The sequence below is a fragment of the Rhizobium sp. P2_G2 genome, assembly GCF_056403555.1.
Genome location: NZ_JBFUFF010000041.1, coordinates 14,160 through 31,812, shown reverse-complemented (window position 1 = coordinate 31,812; position 17,653 = coordinate 14,160). Strand labels below are relative to the sequence as shown.

At 60.6% G+C, this 17,653-nt stretch carries 19 protein-coding genes; 9 read left to right on the top strand and 10 right to left on the bottom strand.

Translation table 11 applies throughout. From position 1 onward, the window contains the following. Positions 1–91: 91 nt before the first annotated feature. The 3 genes from AC1D06_RS24590 to AC1D06_RS24580 are packed head-to-tail and all read right to left on the bottom strand — an operon-like array spanning position 92 to position 2,267. A complete protein-coding gene (locus AC1D06_RS24590; protein WP_477881808.1) occupies positions 92–1,318 on the bottom strand; it encodes an MFS transporter in 1,227 nt (408 codons plus the stop codon). A gap of 12 nt (positions 1,319–1,330) precedes the next feature. Next, a complete protein-coding gene (gene nusB / locus AC1D06_RS24585; RefSeq protein WP_477988426.1) occupies positions 1,331–1,807 on the bottom strand; it encodes a transcription antitermination factor NusB in 477 nt (158 codons plus the stop codon). Between the two features lies 1 nt (position 1,808). Continuing rightward, a complete protein-coding gene (locus AC1D06_RS24580; protein ID WP_477881810.1) occupies positions 1,809–2,267 on the bottom strand; it encodes a 6,7-dimethyl-8-ribityllumazine synthase in 459 nt (152 codons plus the stop codon). 242 nt (positions 2,268–2,509) lie between these two features. Here AC1D06_RS24580 and AC1D06_RS24575 point away from each other — a divergent pair, with 242 nt between their 5' ends. Further along, positions 2,510–2,779, top strand: coding sequence for a hypothetical protein (locus AC1D06_RS24575; protein ID WP_477881812.1), 270 nt, complete (start codon positions 2,510–2,512; stop codon positions 2,777–2,779). Between the two features lie 175 nt (positions 2,780–2,954). Continuing rightward, positions 2,955–3,875, top strand: a complete 921-nt coding sequence (locus AC1D06_RS24570; RefSeq protein WP_477988423.1) for a S66 peptidase family protein — start codon at positions 2,955–2,957, stop codon at positions 3,873–3,875. A gap of 396 nt (positions 3,876–4,271) precedes the next feature. Here the strand turns inward: AC1D06_RS24570 and AC1D06_RS24565 are convergent, their stop codons facing one another. From AC1D06_RS24565 to nrdR, 3 genes are read right to left on the bottom strand one after another with little or no spacing between them, the layout of a single operon-like run. Beyond that, a complete protein-coding gene (locus AC1D06_RS24565) occupies positions 4,272–4,877 on the bottom strand; it encodes a riboflavin synthase (protein ID WP_477988422.1) in 606 nt (201 codons plus the stop codon). Between the two features lie 10 nt (positions 4,878–4,887). Further along, positions 4,888–6,003: a bifunctional diaminohydroxyphosphoribosylaminopyrimidine deaminase/5-amino-6-(5-phosphoribosylamino)uracil reductase RibD gene (ribD, locus tag AC1D06_RS24560; RefSeq protein WP_477988421.1), complete on the bottom strand. Its 1,116-nt coding sequence runs from the start codon at positions 6,001–6,003 to the stop codon at positions 4,888–4,890. A gap of 21 nt (positions 6,004–6,024) precedes the next feature. Continuing rightward, positions 6,025–6,504: a transcriptional regulator NrdR gene (nrdR, locus tag AC1D06_RS24555; protein ID WP_477988419.1), complete on the bottom strand. Its 480-nt coding sequence runs from the start codon at positions 6,502–6,504 to the stop codon at positions 6,025–6,027. Positions 6,505–6,846: 342 nt separating this feature from the next. Between nrdR and AC1D06_RS24550 the strand changes: the two genes are divergently transcribed. The 6 genes from AC1D06_RS24550 to AC1D06_RS24525 all read left to right on the top strand — a co-directional run bounded on the left by AC1D06_RS24550 (position 6,847) and on the right by AC1D06_RS24525 (position 11,946). Then, positions 6,847–7,623, top strand: a complete 777-nt coding sequence (locus AC1D06_RS24550) for an amino acid ABC transporter substrate-binding protein (RefSeq protein WP_477988418.1) — start codon at positions 6,847–6,849, stop codon at positions 7,621–7,623. Positions 7,624–7,710: 87 nt separating this feature from the next. Then, entirely contained in the window at positions 7,711–8,391 is a 681-nt protein-coding gene (locus AC1D06_RS24545; protein WP_477881819.1) for an amino acid ABC transporter permease, read from the top strand. Then, positions 8,388–9,149 (top strand): amino acid ABC transporter ATP-binding protein, encoded by a 762-nt coding sequence (locus AC1D06_RS24540; protein WP_477988417.1) that lies wholly within the window; start codon positions 8,388–8,390, stop codon positions 9,147–9,149. The genes AC1D06_RS24545 and AC1D06_RS24540 overlap by 4 nt, the downstream gene beginning before the upstream one ends. A gap of 48 nt (positions 9,150–9,197) precedes the next feature. Next, positions 9,198–9,689 (top strand): GAF domain-containing protein, encoded by a 492-nt coding sequence (locus AC1D06_RS24535; RefSeq protein WP_477881821.1) that lies wholly within the window; start codon positions 9,198–9,200, stop codon positions 9,687–9,689. A 404-nt stretch (positions 9,690–10,093) separates the two neighbouring features. Next, positions 10,094–11,587, top strand: coding sequence for a sensor histidine kinase (locus AC1D06_RS24530; protein WP_477988415.1), 1,494 nt, complete (start codon positions 10,094–10,096; stop codon positions 11,585–11,587). A 14-nt stretch (positions 11,588–11,601) separates the two neighbouring features. Continuing rightward, on the top strand, positions 11,602–11,946 hold the full coding sequence (locus tag AC1D06_RS24525) for a response regulator (protein WP_477988414.1): 345 nt from the start codon (positions 11,602–11,604) through the stop codon (positions 11,944–11,946). Between the two features lie 111 nt (positions 11,947–12,057). On the opposite strand, the gene glyA is transcribed toward AC1D06_RS24525, so the two are convergent. Next, positions 12,058–13,347, bottom strand: a complete 1,290-nt coding sequence (gene glyA / locus AC1D06_RS24520; RefSeq protein ID WP_477988412.1) for a serine hydroxymethyltransferase — start codon at positions 13,345–13,347, stop codon at positions 12,058–12,060. 221 nt (positions 13,348–13,568) lie between these two features. Here glyA and AC1D06_RS24515 point away from each other — a divergent pair, with 221 nt between their 5' ends. Beyond that, complete coding sequence (locus AC1D06_RS24515; RefSeq protein ID WP_477988410.1) at positions 13,569–14,876, top strand: glycosyltransferase; 1,308 nt, start codon at positions 13,569–13,571, stop codon at positions 14,874–14,876. Positions 14,877–14,955: 79 nt separating this feature from the next. On the opposite strand, the gene AC1D06_RS24510 is transcribed toward AC1D06_RS24515, so the two are convergent. From AC1D06_RS24510 to AC1D06_RS24500, 3 genes are all read right to left on the bottom strand, one after another. Continuing rightward, positions 14,956–16,263, bottom strand: a complete 1,308-nt coding sequence (locus AC1D06_RS24510) for a L,D-transpeptidase family protein (RefSeq protein WP_477988409.1) — start codon at positions 16,261–16,263, stop codon at positions 14,956–14,958. A gap of 117 nt (positions 16,264–16,380) precedes the next feature. After that, complete coding sequence (locus AC1D06_RS24505; protein WP_477988407.1) at positions 16,381–17,079, bottom strand: hypothetical protein; 699 nt, start codon at positions 17,077–17,079, stop codon at positions 16,381–16,383. A 156-nt stretch (positions 17,080–17,235) separates the two neighbouring features. Further along, positions 17,236–17,472: a hypothetical protein gene (locus AC1D06_RS24500; RefSeq protein WP_477988406.1), complete on the bottom strand. Its 237-nt coding sequence runs from the start codon at positions 17,470–17,472 to the stop codon at positions 17,236–17,238. Between the last annotated feature and the right edge of the window lie 181 nt (positions 17,473–17,653).

The window sequence follows — 17,653 nt, the reverse complement described above, 5'->3', positions numbered from 1 at the left end:
CAAATCGCGTGGACATTGATGGGTGGCGTCCGCCACGTCAAGTCTCCGCCGCCAGGTTTGGATCGGTCGGGTCAAATAATTCAGTTGAATATTAAACTTCTTCGGAGCGTGGTTCGGAATGGTTCAAAAAGAACAAGAGGACGAGGCCGAGTATAGCGAGCGGCCAGACCGGCAGAATCATCGCATCCCAGCCGAAGCGGCTGAAAATCTGGCCGGAAGCGAAAGACGAGAGCGCCACGGTGGAGAACAGGATGATGTCGTGAAAACCCTGCACCTTGTCTGCCTCGTCGGGCCTGTAGCTCCGGGCGACGATCGAGGTGCCGCCGATGAAGCCGAAATTCCAGCCGGCGCCGAGCAGCGTCAACGCCCCCCAGAAATTCCACAGCTGGACGCCCATATGGGCGATCACGGCGCAGATCATCAGGATAGCGAGGCCGGTCGCCACGATTCGTTCCGCCCCGAACCGGCGGATCAGCCGCCCGGTGAAGAAACTTGGAGCAAACATGGCGAGCACGTGGAACTGGATGCCGAGCGTCGATTGACCGTCCGAGAAGCCGCAGCCGACGACCATGGCGAGCGGTGCGCCAGTCATCATGAAGGTCATCAGCGCATAGGACGCGATGCCGCAATACATGCCAGTGAGGAAGCGGCGGCGGAAGACGATTTCCGAAAGCGGCCGCGATGGCGCATGAGTATCTGCATGTGCGCGCGTCAAGGCCGGCAGTTTCAGGAAGGACAGAATCAGGGCGCCCGCTATGCTCATCGGCGCGAAGGCGACGAAGGGGCCGACAAAGGCGATCGGTGCGAAGAGGTCGCGCGCATGGATCGCAATCTGCGGGCCAAGCACGGCGGAGACGATGCCGCCGGCGAGGATCCAGGAGATCGCCGTACCCTTGTAGAAGGATGGTGACGCGTCGGCAGCCGCAAAGCGGAATTTCTGGGTGAAGCCAGCGGCGACGCCGGTCAGCATCAGGCTTGCCACGAAGAGCCAGAAATTGCCCCGATAAATGCCGATCGACGCCAGCAGGCCGCCGATACCCAGGAGCAATGCCCCGAAGATGAAGGAGGGGCGCCGCGACAGGTAGCGGGACAGCATGGCGACCAGGACGGTACCGGCTGCCGTACCGACATTGAATCCCGTCAGCGGTGCGGTCGCCAACGACTTGTCGGCGCCGAGCATCTGATAGGCGGCGAGCCCGCCGACGGCGAAGGTGATGGAAGGCGCCGCACCGAGTATTGCCTGCGCCGCGGCCAGCAGCGCGACGTTGCGGTGTGCGGAACGGATCTCCGTCTCCAGTCCTTCGACAGAGGCCGTCACGCCGTCACCCGATCACTTCTTGCCGCGCAGCTTGCGGGCGACGCTGTCGAGCACGGCATTGACGAGTTTCGGCTCTTCCTCATCGAAAAAGGCATGAGCGATCTCGACATATTCGCTGACGATGACGGCGGTCGGCACGTCCTTGCGCTCGATGATCTCGAAGGTGCCGGCGCGCAGGATGGCGCGCAGCGTCGCATCGAGCCGGGAGAGCGGCCAGCCTTCGAGGAGCGAATCGGCGATGATCGGGTCGAGCGCCCGCTGGTCACGCACCACGCCGGAGACGATCGACCGGAACCAGGACGGATCGGCCTTCAGATATTGCTGGCCGTCGATCTCCTGGCCGAGGCGGAAATTCTCGTACTCACTGACGATCTCAAGCACGCCGGTGCCGGACAGTTCCATCTGGTAGAGCGCCTGCACGGCGGCGAGGCGCGCGGCACCCCGCTGGTTTGCCTGCTTCACGTCCTGCTTTTCGGCTTCGTCGGACATTTCAGGCGCCAAGCTTCTTCTTGAGGGCAATCATGGTCAGCGCCGCGCGCGCGGCAAAGCCGCCCTTGTCGAGTTCGCTGCGTTTTGCGCGACGCCAGCCCTGTTCATCGTTTTCGACGGTCAGAATGCCATTGCCGATCGGCATCGATTCCGACACGGCCAGATCCATCAGCGCACGTGCCGATTCATTGGCGACGACGTCGAAATGGTAGGTCTCGCCGCGGATGATCATGCCGAGCGCGACGAAGCCGTCATATTCGGTGCCGTCCTCATCTGCGGCGTCGAGCGCCATGGAGATTGCCGGCGGGATTTCGAGCGCGCCGGGCACGGTGATGACGTCATAGGTGGCTCCGGCCGCCTTCAGCGCCTCGGTGGCGCCTTCCAGCAAAGCATCCGCCATGTCGTCGTAGAAACGCGCCTCGACGATCAACAGATGCGGTTTGTTCTTCTTCTTGGCCATGTTTTCCTCGGAAAATGTGYAAATCGGCGCCCGGCCGTCGTTTGGCCCCRGTCAAACCACGGACGATGCGCCTTGGCAAGGGGTTTTTCGCCTATCCAGCCCCCCGGAAAATGCATCCGCATCACACTTGGCAAAGAATGCTTCACACCATAATGATATGACAGARACGGAGCTTCTCAAATCGGCTTCGCGTACCTACATGAAGTCCGTCAAGACTCGGCATGTTGAAAAGGAATCAGACGATGAACCGCCTTACCACCGCGACACTTTTTGCAGCTCTCGCAGCTGGCACGCTCGCGGGTGCCGCTCATGCCCAGTCGACGACCAGCGACCCGCTGGGCATCAACGCCACCGACGACCCGACGACGGCGCGTCTGAACGGTCAGCTGCAGGGCGGCACCAACAGTGGGCTCGGCATGATGCCTGATTCTTACCGTAACGAGGACACGGTGAGTGGCTGGTCGTTGGAAAATGGCGACATCATTTTCCACAAGAAGGGCGATCTGAAATAAGCCGGCCTCGCCCAGAGCGACCATGAAAGATAAAGCCGGCCTCGATGCCGGCTTTTTGCTGCCGTCGTGATGCAGAATGTATGGACGAAACGGATGCCGGTTGCCTGCACGAGCAAATGGTCCGGTTTCTTCATTGAAATGACACGGGCTCCTTTGATGCCGAGGATCGATATCGATGATTGCGGCGGAGGTTGATATTCCCAATCCGTTGTTTCCGCCGAAGCTCCGGCCCGGCGACAAGGTTCGATTCGTCTCGCCCGCCAGCACACCCGGCGAGGACGCCGTGTTTGCCCGCATCAGTGTCCTGGAAACCTGGGGCCTGAAGGTCGACATAGGCCGGCATGCCTTCAACAGGCTCGGATATCTGGCCGGCACAGATGCGGAGCGATTGGAGGATCTCAACGCGGCATTTCGCGATCCGGAGGTCAGGGCCGTTTTCGCCACGCAAGGCGGCAAGGGTTCTTATCGCATCGCCGACCGGCTCGATTTCCCCGCTATCGTGCGCGACCCCAAATATCTCATCGGTTTCAGTGATATCACGGCACTGCATCTGATGCTCTGCAGCGCCAGCGGCCTGGTCGGCATTCACGGCGCACTGGTGGATGTCGATGACGACAGCGCGGTCGCAACGCTGCGCGACGCACTCATGTCGCCGGACTTTGCAACAGTGGCGTGGCGGCGCGACGAGCCGACATCGGCGCTGACGACCGAAGGTTCCGCCGCCGGCCGCCTGATTGGCGGCAATCTCGACATGGTCTCTACGATGGCGGGATGGGGTCTGCCATCGCTTGAAGGCGCAATCCTCTTCATCGAGGCGACGAACATGTATATCGGCCAGGTGGACCGGCAACTGACGGCATTGCGCAAAGGCGGCCATCTCCGCGGCCTGACGGGCGTGGCGCTCGGACAGTTCACTGGATTCGAGCTTAACAAGCGCTATTCGGTGATCGATGTGCTGCGCGAACACATGACTGAACTCGGCGTCCCCGTGCTCGGCGGTCTGCCGCTCGGTCACGGCAGTTCGCCGATGGTTGTTCCGATCGGAGCGCGTGCGAGGATCGACACAGCAAAAGGCACTTTGTCCTTCGGTTGCTGACACGTCTCACCCGCGGCATCGGTGCGGCATTTTGGTGCTCCCCACAAGCTGCCGCAATCCTGCCGCATGACGACATCTTCGCGGCAGCGCAACATGAAAAAACTTTAATTCTTTTCAGTGCCTTATTGCATTGAAACGGCCGTATTCGGCGTCCAGATCTTGGTTTGCAAGCGCGACGATGGACCGGGCCGATCGATCCACGCCGCAGGTGGTGACAGGACCAAGGAGCAAAGCCATGAACCGCTTCATTGTCATCAGCCGCGCAACTACGCCCGTCGCCGCCAAGACCGCCATGGATGGCGGCATGACCCTCTACGTCCGTTGAACCTCGTGCCCCCGGAGTTCATCGGCGACTAGCGAGATGGGCCGGTTGACCTCCCCGGCCCACCTCGTTGCCTATTTGAACTCCGCAAGCCGCGCCGCGTAGCGCGCCATCGTATCGATTTCCAGATTGACCTTGTCGCCGGTTCTGCGCTCGCCCCAGGTGGTCACTTCCTGTGTGTGGCGAATGATCAGCACGTCGAAATCCGTTCCATCGACCTTGTTGACCGTTAGCGACGTGCCGTCGAGCGCCACGGATCCTTTCGGCGCGATGAATTTGGCGAATTCCCGCGGCGCCCGAAGGGTGAAGCGGGTCGCGTCGCCCTCCTCATCGACCTTGACGATCTCCGCCATGCCATCGACATGGCCCGAAACGATATGGCCGCCCAACTCGTCGCCGACCTTCAGCGCTCGTTCGAGATTGAGCCGCGCGCCCTCGGTCCAGGCGCCTGCCGTGGTCAGGCGCAGCGCTTCTTCCCATGCCTCGACTTCGTGCCAGCGCTGGTTTGATCCTTCTTCGGCCAGCGCCGTCACCGTCAGGCAGACACCGGCATGCGAAATAGACGCGCCGATGGCGATCGTCTCGGGATCATAACCGGAGGACACACGCAACCGGATGCCTTCATTGAGCGGCGTGATCTTCTCGACCGTGCCGATATCGGTGACGATGCCTGTGAACATGACTTTTCTCTCATTCTCCATTCGCTCGATGGATATAGTCGTCCACGACATCGTCGCCAAGGCACTCGTGCCTGCGAACGGCAAATCCATCAGCAACGCTCTGTTGCGAAACCGGCGACGGTATTCCTCCCTCTCCAACCACGACAGGCGAGGAGAAGAGCAGGATGCGGTCGACGAGTTGTTCGTTGACAAAACGGTTCGCCGTTTGAGCACCGCCCTCCACGATCAGCGACGACAGACCTCGAGCTGCCAGCGCCTCGAGCAAAACAGCAAGTTCTGCCTCGACAATTATTTCCGCACCGGCAGCTTCCAGCGCCTGCCGGCGGCCTGCATCGGCTTCCGGCTCGGCAACGACGAGAAGCGGATGCCCGTCCTGGATCGTGCGGACGAGCTTTGATGTCAGCGGCAGGTCGAGCCGCTTGTCGAGCACGATCCTCAGCGGCGATCGGTCCTCCAAACCTGGTAGGCGGCAGGTCAGTGCAGGATCATCGGTCAGCGCCGTGCCGATGCCAACCAGGATCGCGTCACTTTCCGCACGCAGGATATGCGATTGCGCTCGCGCACTCTTGCCGGTGATCGGGAATTGGGAGACGCCCTGCTTGCCCATCATGCCGTCAGCGGAAGTCGCAAGCTTCAGAATCACTTGCGGCCGCTTCCTGCGCTGTCGATTCAAATAGGCTTCAAGTTGTTCTTCAGCTTGCTCGCGCAACACATCAGCCACGACCTCGATGCCGGCGTCGGCGAGCATTTTCAGCCCCCTGCCCGACACCCGCTCATCCGGATCGGTGAGCGCCACGACCACGCGCGCCACACCATAAGCAATCAGGGCCTCGGCGCAGGGGGGCGTCTTGCCATGGTGGGAGCAGGGCTCCAGTGTCACATAAGCCGTGGCGCCGCGCGCCGCTTCGCCTGCTTCAGCCAAAGCCTGGGGTTCAGCGTGCGGCCGGCCGGAAAGTGCGGTGACCCCGCGGCCGACGATGACGCCGTCCCTGACGATCAGGCAGCCGACCGACGGGTTGGAGCCCGTCTGCCCCAGATGCCAGCGCGACAGGCGGATGGCCGCCGCCATGAAGCGCTCATCCAGGCGGTGTTGCTCTGCGTCACGTGTGTGCTGGTCCATGTCCATTCGGCGCCGCCGGGAAAGACCTCAGCGCTCCTCGATCGGGTCGCGGGCGATCTTTGCCGAGATTTGCTTTATCGCCTCGGAAAAGTCCTCGATATGGGTGAAGTCGCGATAGACCGAGGCGTAGCGGACGAAGGCGACGTCATCGAGGTTCTTCAGCGCTTCAAGCACCTGCGTGCCGATCTCGGTCGAGCTGATTTCCGTCTCGCCCGAGCTTTCGAGCCGGCGGATGATGCCGGACACGGCGCGCTCGATCCGGTCGCGGTCGATCGGCCGCTTTCGCAGCGCAATCTCGAAGGACTTCACCAGCTTGTCGCGGTCGAACGGCATCTTGCGGCCGGATTTCTTGACCACCATCAGTTCGCGCAATTGCACGCGCTCGAATGTGGTGAAGCGGCCGCCGCAATCCGGGCAGATACGTCGCCGGCGAATGGAGGAGCCATCCTCCGCGGGGCGGGAATCCTTGACCTGTGTATCTTCGGAATTGCAAAACGGGCAGCGCATGGAGAACCTTATCGGGGAGAAATCACTCCGGCGTTCAAATAGCGTCCGGCGACAGGCGGGACAAGGGGTATAGCCAAGCCGGGAGCAAAGGTCCCTCTGAAAACCAGGAAGAGAGACTGCCAACAGGTTCCGAGCACCGTTTTAGTCGCATTGGCGGCTTGGTTCGCCGCCTAAAATATGAGCTATCGCCTTATAAGTGGTCAAAATTTTCGTCGCGATCGTGGAACCGCGGAAAACCTTCGCGGTTTTGTCTCGAATTTAAAGTTCTGTTCGCTTCCGGCAGAGGCGCCCTGTGCGATTGTCCCATTGCTCCCAAGCAGATCACAGAATTGGAAAAACATCATGAAATGGATCAAGACTCTCCTCGCCGCCGCGGCTCTCGCCCAGATCGTTTCGGCTGGTGCCGCACTTGCAGGCTCCAACCTTGAAGACATCAAGTCGGCCGGCACTCTCAAGGTCGGCACCGAGGGCACCTATGCACCCTTCACCTATCATGATGCCTCCGGCGCACTGGTTGGTTTCGATGTCGAGATCGCCCAGGCGATCGCCAAGAAGATCGGCGTCAAGGCGGAATTCGTCGAAGGCAAGTGGGATGGCCTGATCGCGGGCCTCGATGCCAAGCGCTATGACACCGTCATCAACGAGGTCGGCATTACCGACGGACGCAAGAAGAAGTATGACTTCTCCGAGCCCTATATCGCCTCGAAGGCGGTGCTGATCGTCAAGAGCGACAATGATGGCATCAAGACCTTCGCCGATCTCAAGGGCAAGAAGTCGGCACAGTCGCTGACCAGCAATTTCGGCAAGCTGGCCGAATCCTCCGGCGCCGAGCTCGTCGGCACGGACGGTTTCGACCAGTCGATCCAGCTGGTGCTGACCGGCCGCGCCGACGCCACGATCAATGACAGCCTGTCTTTCCTCGACTTCAAGAAGCACAAGCCGGATGCGCCGGTGAAGATCGTGGCGCAGGAAGCCAATGCCGACTATTCCGGCGTGATCATCCGCAAGGGCGAGCCGGAATTTTTGGCGGCGGTCAACAAGGCGCTGGCGGACATCAAGGCCGACGGCACCTATGACGCAATCTCGAAGAAGTATTTCGGTGCGGACGTTTCGAAATAATTTCCGGCGATTTCACCGTTCGACACAAGGCACTATAGCTCGATCCGCTCCGGGTGCCGGAGCGGATTTTCGTTCAAGGGGTCCGATTTGCCTTCCTGGCTTCAACTCATGCTGGATTCGCTCCAGCCTCTGCTCTGGGCAGGGTTGATCTTCACCATACCGCTGACGCTCTTGTCCTTCGCGTTGGGGCTGACGCTCGGGCTGGTCGTGGCTGTGGTCCGGCTGTTCGGGCCGAAGCCGCTGGTCGTCATCGTCCGGTTCTATGTTTGGGTGATCCGCGGCACACCGCTTCTGGTGCAACTCTTCGTCATCTTCTACGGCCTGCCGAGCCTCGGCATCCTGCTCGACGCCTTTCCCGCGGCGCTGATCGGCTTCACGCTCAATATCGGCGCCTATACGTCCGAGATCATCCGCGCCGTGATTTCCTCGGTCCCGCGCGGGCAATGGGAAGCGGCCTATTCCATCGGCATGAGCTGGAGCCAGGCCATGCGCCGCACCATCCTGCCGCAGGCAACCCGCGTCGCGGTGCCTCCGCTTTCCAATACCTTCATTTCGCTGGTCAAGGATACGTCGCTCGCCGCTGCCATCACGGTGCCGGAACTGTTCCAGACGGCGCAACGCATCGTCGCCACTACCTATGAGCCTCTTATCCTCTATATCGAAGCGGCGCTGATCTATCTTGCCATGAGTTCGGTGCTTTCAGCGCTGCAGGTGCGGCTCGAGCGCCGCTTCGCCCGCTATGGCGGCTTCCTGGAGGCGCGGACATGATCGAGCTCTCCCATATCGAAAAGCGCTTCGGCGACAATATCGTCTTGAAGGATATCAGCGTCCGGATCTCAGAAGGCACGGTGACGGCGCTTGTCGGCCCCTCGGGCGGCGGCAAGAGCACGCTGCTGCGCTGCATCAACCTCCTGGAAATACCGACCTCGGGCGACATCCGGTTGGGCGAGGAAAACATCCACTTCCAGCCGGGCAAAAAGGTCGGCTGGGATGCGATCCAGCACCTGCGCCGGCAGACGGGCATGGTGTTTCAGAGTTTTCAGCTCTTTCCGCACCAGACTGCCATCGAGAATGTCATGGAAGGGTTGGTGACAGTGCTGAAATGGCCGAAAGCGAAAGCCCGAGCGCATGCGCTCGAACTGCTGCAGAAAGTCGGCATGGCCCACAAGGCCGATGCCTGGCCGGCCACGCTTTCGGGCGGCCAGCAACAACGCGTCGCCATCGCCCGGGCATTGGCGCCATCGCCACGCGTGCTGCTTTGCGACGAGCCGACCTCGGCGCTTGATCCCGAACTCGCAGAGGAAGTTGTCGAGGTGCTAAGCCGGCTTGCCCGTGAAGGCACGACGATGATCATGGCGACGCATGACCTGCGGCTCGCGTCTCGCGTGGCCGAGCAGGTCCTGTTCCTCGACGGCGGTTTGATTGTCGAAAGCGGTCCGCCAAAGGCGATCTTCCAGTCGCCGGAGCGGGAGCGAACGAAAAGATTCATTGCCTCGCTGAATGCGGGGCATAGTTACGATATCTGAGCCCTGTTGTCAGATTTTGAATGCCAGCGCAGAGGACGCTTTTCCGACATGCATAGTGTTGCCGCCATCAACTCATCCGACAAGACGACGTTCTACGCTGAACTTGCCCAACAACTGGCAGCCGTACTCGAAGGCGAGCGCGATCCGATTGCCAATGCGGCTAATCTTTCGGCGCTTGTGTTCGATCAGGCTCCGGATCTCAACTGGGCAGGTTTCTATTTCCTGAAAACGCCGCAGGAACTGGTGCTTGGCCCGTTCCAGGGTAAGGTAGCCTGCGTCCGCATCGCGGTTGGCAAAGGCGTCTGCGGCAGTTCGGTGGCGGAGAAAAGGACGATGCTGGTCCCGGATGTCCATGCTTTTCCGGGCCATATCGCCTGTGACGCCAATTCCCGCTCTGAGCTCGTCGTGCCGCTGATCGCTAATGGCCGGGTCATCGGTGTACTCGATCTCGACAGCCCCTTGCCGGGCCGGTTCGACACCGCGGACCAAGCGGGCTTCGAACGCCTTGCCGAGATCTATGTCGGCGCGAGCGATGTCTGACCCTCACCTGTCGTTCTACTCGAATTTGGCAGGTCCTGGCCTCAAACTTCACCGCACCGTATGCGCATTGCGCCGTATGCTTTTTGGCCAGATCATGTAACTTCAGCTTAGAAAACCGGGGGATATCCGGAACGTGCCGGAGAGCGGCGGAGCGCAAAGGCATGTCAACTGAATTGCACTGCGCTATTGCAATGTTACTTTTCGTTGCATGAAATAATCCGCCCGAAAACCAAGTCGCCAGCCACGGCATTGCGTCTCGGTTCGGCGGAACAAATCCGTGTCTCAATAATTATAGGTGCTGGGGAGTTTCATTCTTGAAGAATGGAAAACACACCTTGACTGCATGATATGCTCATCGGTCCCCGTCGCGGCCAAGCAAGGTAACGAGTAAACAGGGGACGTACATGTTGCAGGGCGATCTTCATGGCGGTGATCCCTTCCGATTTCTTGGCCATAACGGCGATGTTGCCCGCCTGATCCGGAATTTCGACTGGGCATCGACGCCTCTCGGCCCCGTGCAAAGCTGGCCGCCATCCCTCAAAACTGCCACCGCTCTGCTGCTTCATTCTCCCGTGCCGATCGTCATGCTCTGGGGTGAGACCGGCGTGATGATCTACAATGACGCCTATTCGGTTTTCGCCGGCCATCGCCACCCGGCGCTGCTTGGTTCCAATGTGCGCGAAGGCTGGGCGGAGGTCGCGGACTTCAACGACAACGTCATGAAAGTCGGCCTCTCCGGTGGCACGCTTGCCTATCGCGACCAGGAACTTACCCTGCACAGAAAAGGCTATCCGGAGCAGGTCTGGATGAACCTCGATTACTCCCCGGTTCTTGATGAAAACGGCAAGCCGGCAGGCGTGATCGCCATCGTCGTCGAGACGACCGAACGCGTGCTGGCAGAGAGACGCAACAGGGAAGAGTTTCAGCGTCTGCAGAACATGTTTTCGCAGGCCCCGACCTTCATGGCCGTGCTCGGTGGGCCGGAACACCGCTTCGAACTGGTGAACCCCGAATATCGTAAGCTGATCGGCAATCGCCTGGTCGACGGAAAAACCATTGCCGAAGGGTTGCCTGAAGTCGTCGAGCAGGGTTTTGTCACGCTGCTCGACCAGGTGTTCCAGACGGGTGAAGCGATTGCCAGAACATCAGAGCGCATCCTGTTGAGATGGACCGACGAAGGTCCTCTCGAAGAGCGCTTCGTCGATTTCGTCTATCAGCCGATCCGCGATGAAAAGGCAACGGTGACTCATATCTTCGTGCAAGGATACGATGTGACCGAGCGGGTCCGCGCCGAAAACCATCAGAAACTATTGATCAACGAACTCAATCACCGCGTCAAGAACACGCTGGCGTCGATCCAGGCGATCGTCTCGCAGACGTTGAGAGGCGTGCAAACCACCGAGGAGGCATCGAAGGCGATCTCCTCACGCATCCAGGCACTCTCGACCGCGCACAATGTGTTGACGAACGAGAATTGGGATGGCGCCGACCTGCGCACCATGGTGGAGCATTCGCTGGAGGCGTTCCAGCATGCCGGGCGCGCGGCGATCCATATTTCCGGTCCGAAATTGCGCGTCGGTCCCCACGCCGCTCTTTCCATCGGGCTGGCAATGCATGAGCTTGCGACCAATGCCGCAAAATACGGAAGTCTCTCCGGTCCAACGGGAGTCGTCGATGTAAACTGGTCGGTTGGATCCGGCGACGTCTTCAAACTTGCCTGGATGGAAACCGGAGGCCCAACCGTCTCTACAACAGATCGGACAGGCTTTGGCTCCAGGTTGATCCTTCATGTACTGCCGAAGGAACTGCAAGGAACCGCCGAGATTGACTATCGTTCCACTGGCGTGGTCTTCAGCCTGACCACGACGCTTGAGGCCGTCAGCGACAAGCCGCGCTGAACAGGGGATAAATTTTGAGAATACTTGTCGTCGAAGACGAGATGCTGGTCGCCATGCTGATCGAAGACGCGGTCACCGATCTCGGACATCAGGTGGTCGGGCCCGCGATGCGGCTGGACGCGGCACTGGTGGCGGCCGGCGAGGAAGACTTTGATTTTGCCATTCTCGACATCAACCTCGCGGGCAAGCAATCATTTCCCGTGGCCGATCGACTGATCGAGCGCGGCATTCCGTTCATGTTCGCCAGCGGATATGGCCTTGCCGGCCTGGTCGACCCCTATCGCAGTGCGCCGGTGCTGCAGAAGCCGTTCGAGGTCGACCAGATCGCGAAAATGCTGCTGCGGGTGCCGGCACGATAGCGGACTTGCGGCACGGGGGCTCAAGCGCAACCGAACAGCAAGGCTACCTAAAGAAAGAACCCTCTCCATCGCTGGAGAAGGTCCCAAGGATCGGCCCAAAGCCAATCAAGCTTACATATAGCCGTACATCGGGAAGCGGCCGGTCATCGCCACGACCTTGTCGCGCACCTTGGCTTCCGTGGCGGCATTGCCCTCATCCGAATTGGCTTCGCGCAGGCCGTCCAGCACTTCGACGATCAGGTTGCCGATCTCGGTGAACTCGGCTTCCTTGAAGCCGCGCGTCGTGCCGGCCGGAGCGCCGAGGCGGACGCCAGAGGTGACGAAGGGCTTTTCCGGGTCGAAGGGAATGCCATTCTTGTTGCAGGTGATGTAGGCGCGGCCGAGCGCGGTTTCGGCGCGCTTGCCGGTGGCGTTCTTCTTGCGCAGGTCGACCAGCATCAGGTGGTTGTCGGTGCCGCCAGAGACGACGTCGAGGCCGTTCTTGATCAGCGAGGCAGACAGCGCCTTGGCGTTCTTGACGATCTGGGCGGCGTATTCCTTGAATTCCGGCTGCAGCGCTTCGCCGAGGGCGACGGCCTTGGCGGCGATGACATGCATCAGCGGGCCACCCTGCAGACCGGGGAACACGGCTGAGTTCATTTTCTTGGCCAAATCCTCATCATTGGTGAGGATCATGCCACCGCGCGGGCCGCGCAGCGACTTGTGCGTCGTCGTCGTGGCGACATGGCAATGCGGGAACGGCGACGGATGCTGGCCACCAGCGACGAGGCCGGCGATGTGGGCCATGTCGACCATCAGATAAGCGCCGACCGAATCGGCGATCTCGCGGAAGGCCTTCCAATCCCAGATGCGGGAATAGGCGGTGCCGCCGGCGATGATCAGCTTCGGCTTGGTCTGTTCGGCCTTCTTGCGGACATCGTCCATATCGAGCAGGTGGTCCTCCTCGCGCACGCCATAGGAGACGACGTTGAACCACTTGCCGGACATGTTGACCGGCGAACCATGGGTCAGGTGGCCACCTGAATTGAGGTCGAGCCCCATGAACGTGTCGCCGGGCTGCAGCAGCGCCAGGAACACGGCCTGGTTCATCTGCGAGCCGGAATTCGGCTGGACATTGGCGAAATTGACGCCGAACAGTTTTTTCGCGCGCTCGATGGCGAGGTCCTCGGCGATATCGACGAACTGGCAGCCGCCGTAATAGCGCTTGCCCGGATAGCCCTCGGCATATTTATTGGTCATGATCGAGCCCTGCGCCTCGAGCACGGCGCGGGAGACGATGTTTTCGGAGGCGATCAGCTCGATCTCATGGCGCTGGCGGCCGAGTTCCTTGGTGATGGCGCCAAAAATGTCAGGATCGGTATCGGCAAGCGTGCGGGTGAAGAAGGTATCGGTGGCGCTCATGGGCTCATCTCTCCGGGAACCAGGAATGTGAGCGGTCTTAGCGGCAGACGGGCGGAGGAGCAAGACGATTTGCGCCGACGAATGTGACGCCTGCGGCACGGCGGCGTTCTTGGCGAGCCCGCTCGCCACCGCATGTGGCGATTTCGCCGCAGCTTGACACCTGGCGGAAACTGGCAAAGATGGCGCCACCTGAATCGAGAGCCACACCGAAAGAGCCTGACTTGTCTTCCAAAACCGTCGAGCTCTTTTATTTCGACGCCGGCGGCGGCCACCGCAACGCGATGAATGTCCTGTCGCGGCAATTGAGCGTGCAGCACCCGGACTGGCTGATCATTCCCGTCGACCTGCAGAAGCTGCTTGAGCCGATCGACCCCGTCTACCGGATGACGCTGAAGCTGACTGGATCGCTGAAGCGGTTCCTGGCGCCAAGATTTGCGCTTTCGCCCATCCAGGCGCAGGATATCTACAATACGGCGCTGAAGCGCGGGGCGACGCGGGGCATGGGCGCGATCCTGCCGATCCTGCAGGGCTTCGTGCGCCGCTATTCGCCACAGATCGAAATGCTGCTCGAAGCGCGCTGGCGCCGGCCTGAAACGCCGCGGCCGGACCTGGTGGTCTCGGTCATCCCGAATTTCAACAGTGTGATGTTCCGGGCGCTGCGCCGGTTCGACACGGCGATACCCTATCTCACCGTGATCACCGACATGGTGGATTGCCCGCCGCATTTCTGGATGGAGGACCAAGACCAGTATATGGTCTGTGGCACTGAGAAGGCGTTCGAGCAGGCCGTGGAGACCGGTTTTTACGCACCGGAGAAGATTTTCCGTGTCTCTGGCATGCTGCTGAAGGAATCCTTCTATGCCGCGCCGGCAGCGGAAGGCCTGACGCGCGCCTCACTCGGCCTCGATCCCAAGAAACCGACAGCGCTGATCATGTTCGGTGGCAATGGATCGCTGCGCTCGACGCTGGCAATCCTCTCCCAGTTCGAGCGTTCCAAGCTCGATATCCAGACGATCGTGCTCTGCGGGCACAATGCCAAGCTTGCTGCCAGCCTCCAGGGCCGCGCCAATTGTCATCCCCTCGGCTTCATCACCAATGTCGCGGACTATATCCGGCTTGCGGATTTCCTCATCGGCAAACCCGGCCCCGGCAGCATCAGCGAGGCGGTGCATCTCGGCCGGCCGGTCATCGTCGAGGGCAATGCGACGACGATGCCGCAGGAATTGCCGAACGTCAAATGGGTGCGAGACAACGATGTCGGCATCGTCGTCCGCTCCTTCCGCAAGGAGATTGTCGGCGCCGCCGAACGCATCCTTGCCGATCTCGACCGCTACAAGGCCAATATCGCCAACAACATCCCCGAAAACCGCGCCGTGTTCGAAACCGCCGAAATCATCGAAAGCGTGGCGACGGCCGTCCATCTGCCGTCGTTCGACCGGGCGGCGCGACCGCCTCTGCCGCTCAAGCCGAGCCGGCTTTCGCCACGCGCCTGGCTGGGAAAGGGCCGCACAGGCCGCTCGCGCGCCTGATCAATGCTCAGGAAGAATGTGTTCGCAGACATGCAAAAACCCGCCAGTTTGGCGGGCTTTTGCATGTTCTTATCCGTACTCAGTTGTTGGCGACGGCCGGTTCCTGGTTGAGGCCGGTCTGCAGCGCCAGTTCCTGGGCGCCATCCATCTGGTAGATGTCGTCGCGGAACTGCACGACATGGTCCTTGGCGGACCAGGCGGTGACATATTTGAAATAGATCGGGATTTCCTCAGTGATATCGATCGGCGTGTTGACGCCGGTCTTGATCACCTGCTCGATATGCTGGCGGCTCCAGCCGGGCGTGTCGCGCAGAATCCAGGTCGTCAGATCACGGATGTTCTGGCAGCGCACGCAGCCCGACGATTCGAAGCGCGAGAGCTTGTTGAACAGGCCCTGCTGCGGCGTGTCGTGCATATACGTGTCGAACTGGTTGTGGAAGTTGATCTTGGTCGACGCCATGGCATTGATCTTGCCCGGGTCCTGACGGAACATCAGGTTCGGCGCCTTTTCGGCGTTCCAGTCGATGGTCTTGGGATCGACTTCATTGCCCTTGGCATCGAACAGACGAATCTTGCTCTTCGTCAGATAGGTCGGATCCTTGCGCATCAGCGGCACAATATCCTTTTCGATGATCGAGCGCGGCGCTGTCCAATAGGGGTTGAGCGTGACGTTGTAGATCTTCGAGTCCAGGATTGGCGTGGGGCGCGAGATACGACCGACGATCGCCGTATGGCGCTGCACCACGCGGTTGTTCTCCACCGCTTCAATATAGGCGGCCGGGATATTGACCATGACATAGCGCTGACCGAGATCGGTGGTGATCGCCTGCACACGCGTCAGGTTGGTGCGCAGCTGCGCCAGGCGCATATCGGCCGGAATATTCATCGCTTCAAGGGTGAAATTGCCGAGCACGCCGTCCTCGGGCAGGCCGTGGCGCGCCTGGAAGCGGCGCAGTGCCTCCTCGACGAGCGAATCGAAGGAATTGGAAATGCCAGCGGAATGCGACAGGTCGCCGGAGATCATCAGCCGCTTGCGCAGCACCGCGACGGCCGGATCGGCCACGCCGATCTGCAGCTTCTGGTTTGTCACCACTTTCGGCCAGCCGCCATTGGCGTTGATGGTCTCGTAATCGTAGATCGCCTGTTGCAGATTGGCGGCGGCATCGACGCCGAAGATCGGATTGTTGGAAACGACCGCGGCGGCTGTGCGCGACGCCTTGGCGTCGAACTGGTCATCCCAGTTGCCGCGGCGCGGCGCATTGATGATATCCTGCAGGGAAAGATCATCTGCAGCGGCGCGGCCGGCTATGGCCGCGGCACCCAGAAAAGTCGCCGAGCGCAGAAAAGCTCGGCGGGAAAAAGAAGAAGAATTGTCCTTGTCCGACATGCGTACTGCCTTCCAACTATCCGGCAAATTGTGGATCGCGCTTCGCCCTAACACGGTCGTGGTTAACAATGGGGAAGTCTCGCGTTCCTTGTGCACTGCCGTAGAACGCGTCGCAACTTATTGATCGGACGAATGGTCAAGCCCACCCGATTGCCTTCCCCGTTGTGGCCGGCATGCCACAATAATGTGGCCGGAATGTGCAGAGAGGAACTCACGAGCGCGTGAGCACCGGATTGCCTTGATCCTCGGACGAGGTAACGCGCCTACGGCCGGGCGACGCGCATCTGTATATAGTCCTGGTTGATCAGGAATTCGGAGCGGTGGGCGACAAAATAGACGGCGAGCTGTTTTGCTTGGGATGGTGGCGAACTTGGCGTCGTTGCCCATGATCTCAGGCCGCGTCCCGGTCGCATACACCTTGTCATAGAGTTTCTGGTCTGCGAGACTGGTAAGCACGTAGTAAGTGCCATTGTCCGCGGTCAGGAAAACCAGGGCTGTCTGGCTGGCGCTGGCATCCGGCTTGCCGGTCTCGGCATAGCGCAGCACATAGGCATTATCGCCGAGTTTCTGCGCCCGGATGGCCAACTGGTCGGATTCGCCGTTGAACATGAAGGTATAATGCATCTGTTGGCCGGCCACCGCCTTCACGGGCGTCATCGTGCCGGTCAGCCGGAATTTTTGCGTGTCGCGGTCAAAACTTTCGAGCTTGAACGGCGCATCGCTGGGCAGGCCGGGGATCGCGTCGCCGGCGGCATCGGCGGTCGGCAGGATGACATCGGACTGGAAAGAGCAGCCGGCCAGCCAGACCAGCGCCAACAGTGCGATCACCAATTTTGCAAGACGCATCTCAAATCTCCGCCGGACAACAGGCYGTCTTCCGTGGAGACGTTTCAGGTGGGGGATTTCATCCCCGCGCCTAAAATATTGCGCGGCTGATTATCGTGCTGCGGCCAACCGATATCCAAGGCAATGTCAGCCGGTCCGAACCGCCCCATGCGCCGGCCCCTCTTCCTTGACCTCGCGCGGCGTCGGCACCGGGATCACGCCATGGTTCGGATCACGCACGTCCTGTCCTCGCGATCCGTCAGCCGCCACTGGCAATTCGCGCTCGCGGCTCTGCCGCAGCGTGTGGCGCAAGCTGGTCGCCTCGTCGATCACGTGGGTCAGTTCGTCTTCGGAAAGATCAGAGAGGTCGAATGTCTTGGCCATGATCGGCTCCTTGGTTGGATTGGCGTTGCCTAGCCTAAACGCACGAACCGACGAATCGATCATTGCCAGCGACAGATTTAGAAATCGAGTGCGCCGCGCATTCAATTGAAAGGCCGTTTGAACGGGAACGCGAGTATAGACCGGATGGTTTGAGCGCGATTCCCAACCCGGCGTTCCTCCC

Coding starts and splice junctions, on each gene's coding strand:
- AC1D06_RS24500 (WP_477988406.1), bottom strand. CDS start 17,472: ATGGCCAAGACATTCGACCTCTCTGATCTTTCCGAAGACGAACTGACC.
- AC1D06_RS24540 (WP_477988417.1), top strand. CDS start 8,388: ATGATCGAGCTCTCCCATATCGAAAAGCGCTTCGGCGACAATATCGTC.
- AC1D06_RS24530 (WP_477988415.1), top strand. CDS start 10,094: ATGTTGCAGGGCGATCTTCATGGCGGTGATCCCTTCCGATTTCTTGGC.
- AC1D06_RS24580 (WP_477881810.1), bottom strand. CDS start 2,267: ATGGCCAAGAAGAAGAACAAACCGCATCTGTTGATCGTCGAGGCGCGT.
- AC1D06_RS24535 (WP_477881821.1), top strand. CDS start 9,198: ATGCATAGTGTTGCCGCCATCAACTCATCCGACAAGACGACGTTCTAC.
- ribD (WP_477988421.1), bottom strand. CDS start 6,003: ATGGACATGGACCAGCACACACGTGACGCAGAGCAACACCGCCTGGAT.
- AC1D06_RS24510 (WP_477988409.1), bottom strand. CDS start 16,263: ATGTCGGACAAGGACAATTCTTCTTCTTTTTCCCGCCGAGCTTTTCTG.
- nrdR (WP_477988419.1), bottom strand. CDS start 6,504: ATGCGCTGCCCGTTTTGCAATTCCGAAGATACACAGGTCAAGGATTCC.
- AC1D06_RS24565 (WP_477988422.1), bottom strand. CDS start 4,877: ATGTTCACAGGCATCGTCACCGATATCGGCACGGTCGAGAAGATCACG.
- AC1D06_RS24550 (WP_477988418.1), top strand. CDS start 6,847: ATGAAATGGATCAAGACTCTCCTCGCCGCCGCGGCTCTCGCCCAGATC.
- glyA (WP_477988412.1), bottom strand. CDS start 13,347: ATGAGCGCCACCGATACCTTCTTCACCCGCACGCTTGCCGATACCGAT.
- nusB (WP_477988426.1), bottom strand. CDS start 1,807: ATGTCCGACGAAGCCGAAAAGCAGGACGTGAAGCAGGCAAACCAGCGG.
- AC1D06_RS24570 (WP_477988423.1), top strand. CDS start 2,955: ATGATTGCGGCGGAGGTTGATATTCCCAATCCGTTGTTTCCGCCGAAG.
- AC1D06_RS24575 (WP_477881812.1), top strand. CDS start 2,510: ATGAACCGCCTTACCACCGCGACACTTTTTGCAGCTCTCGCAGCTGGC.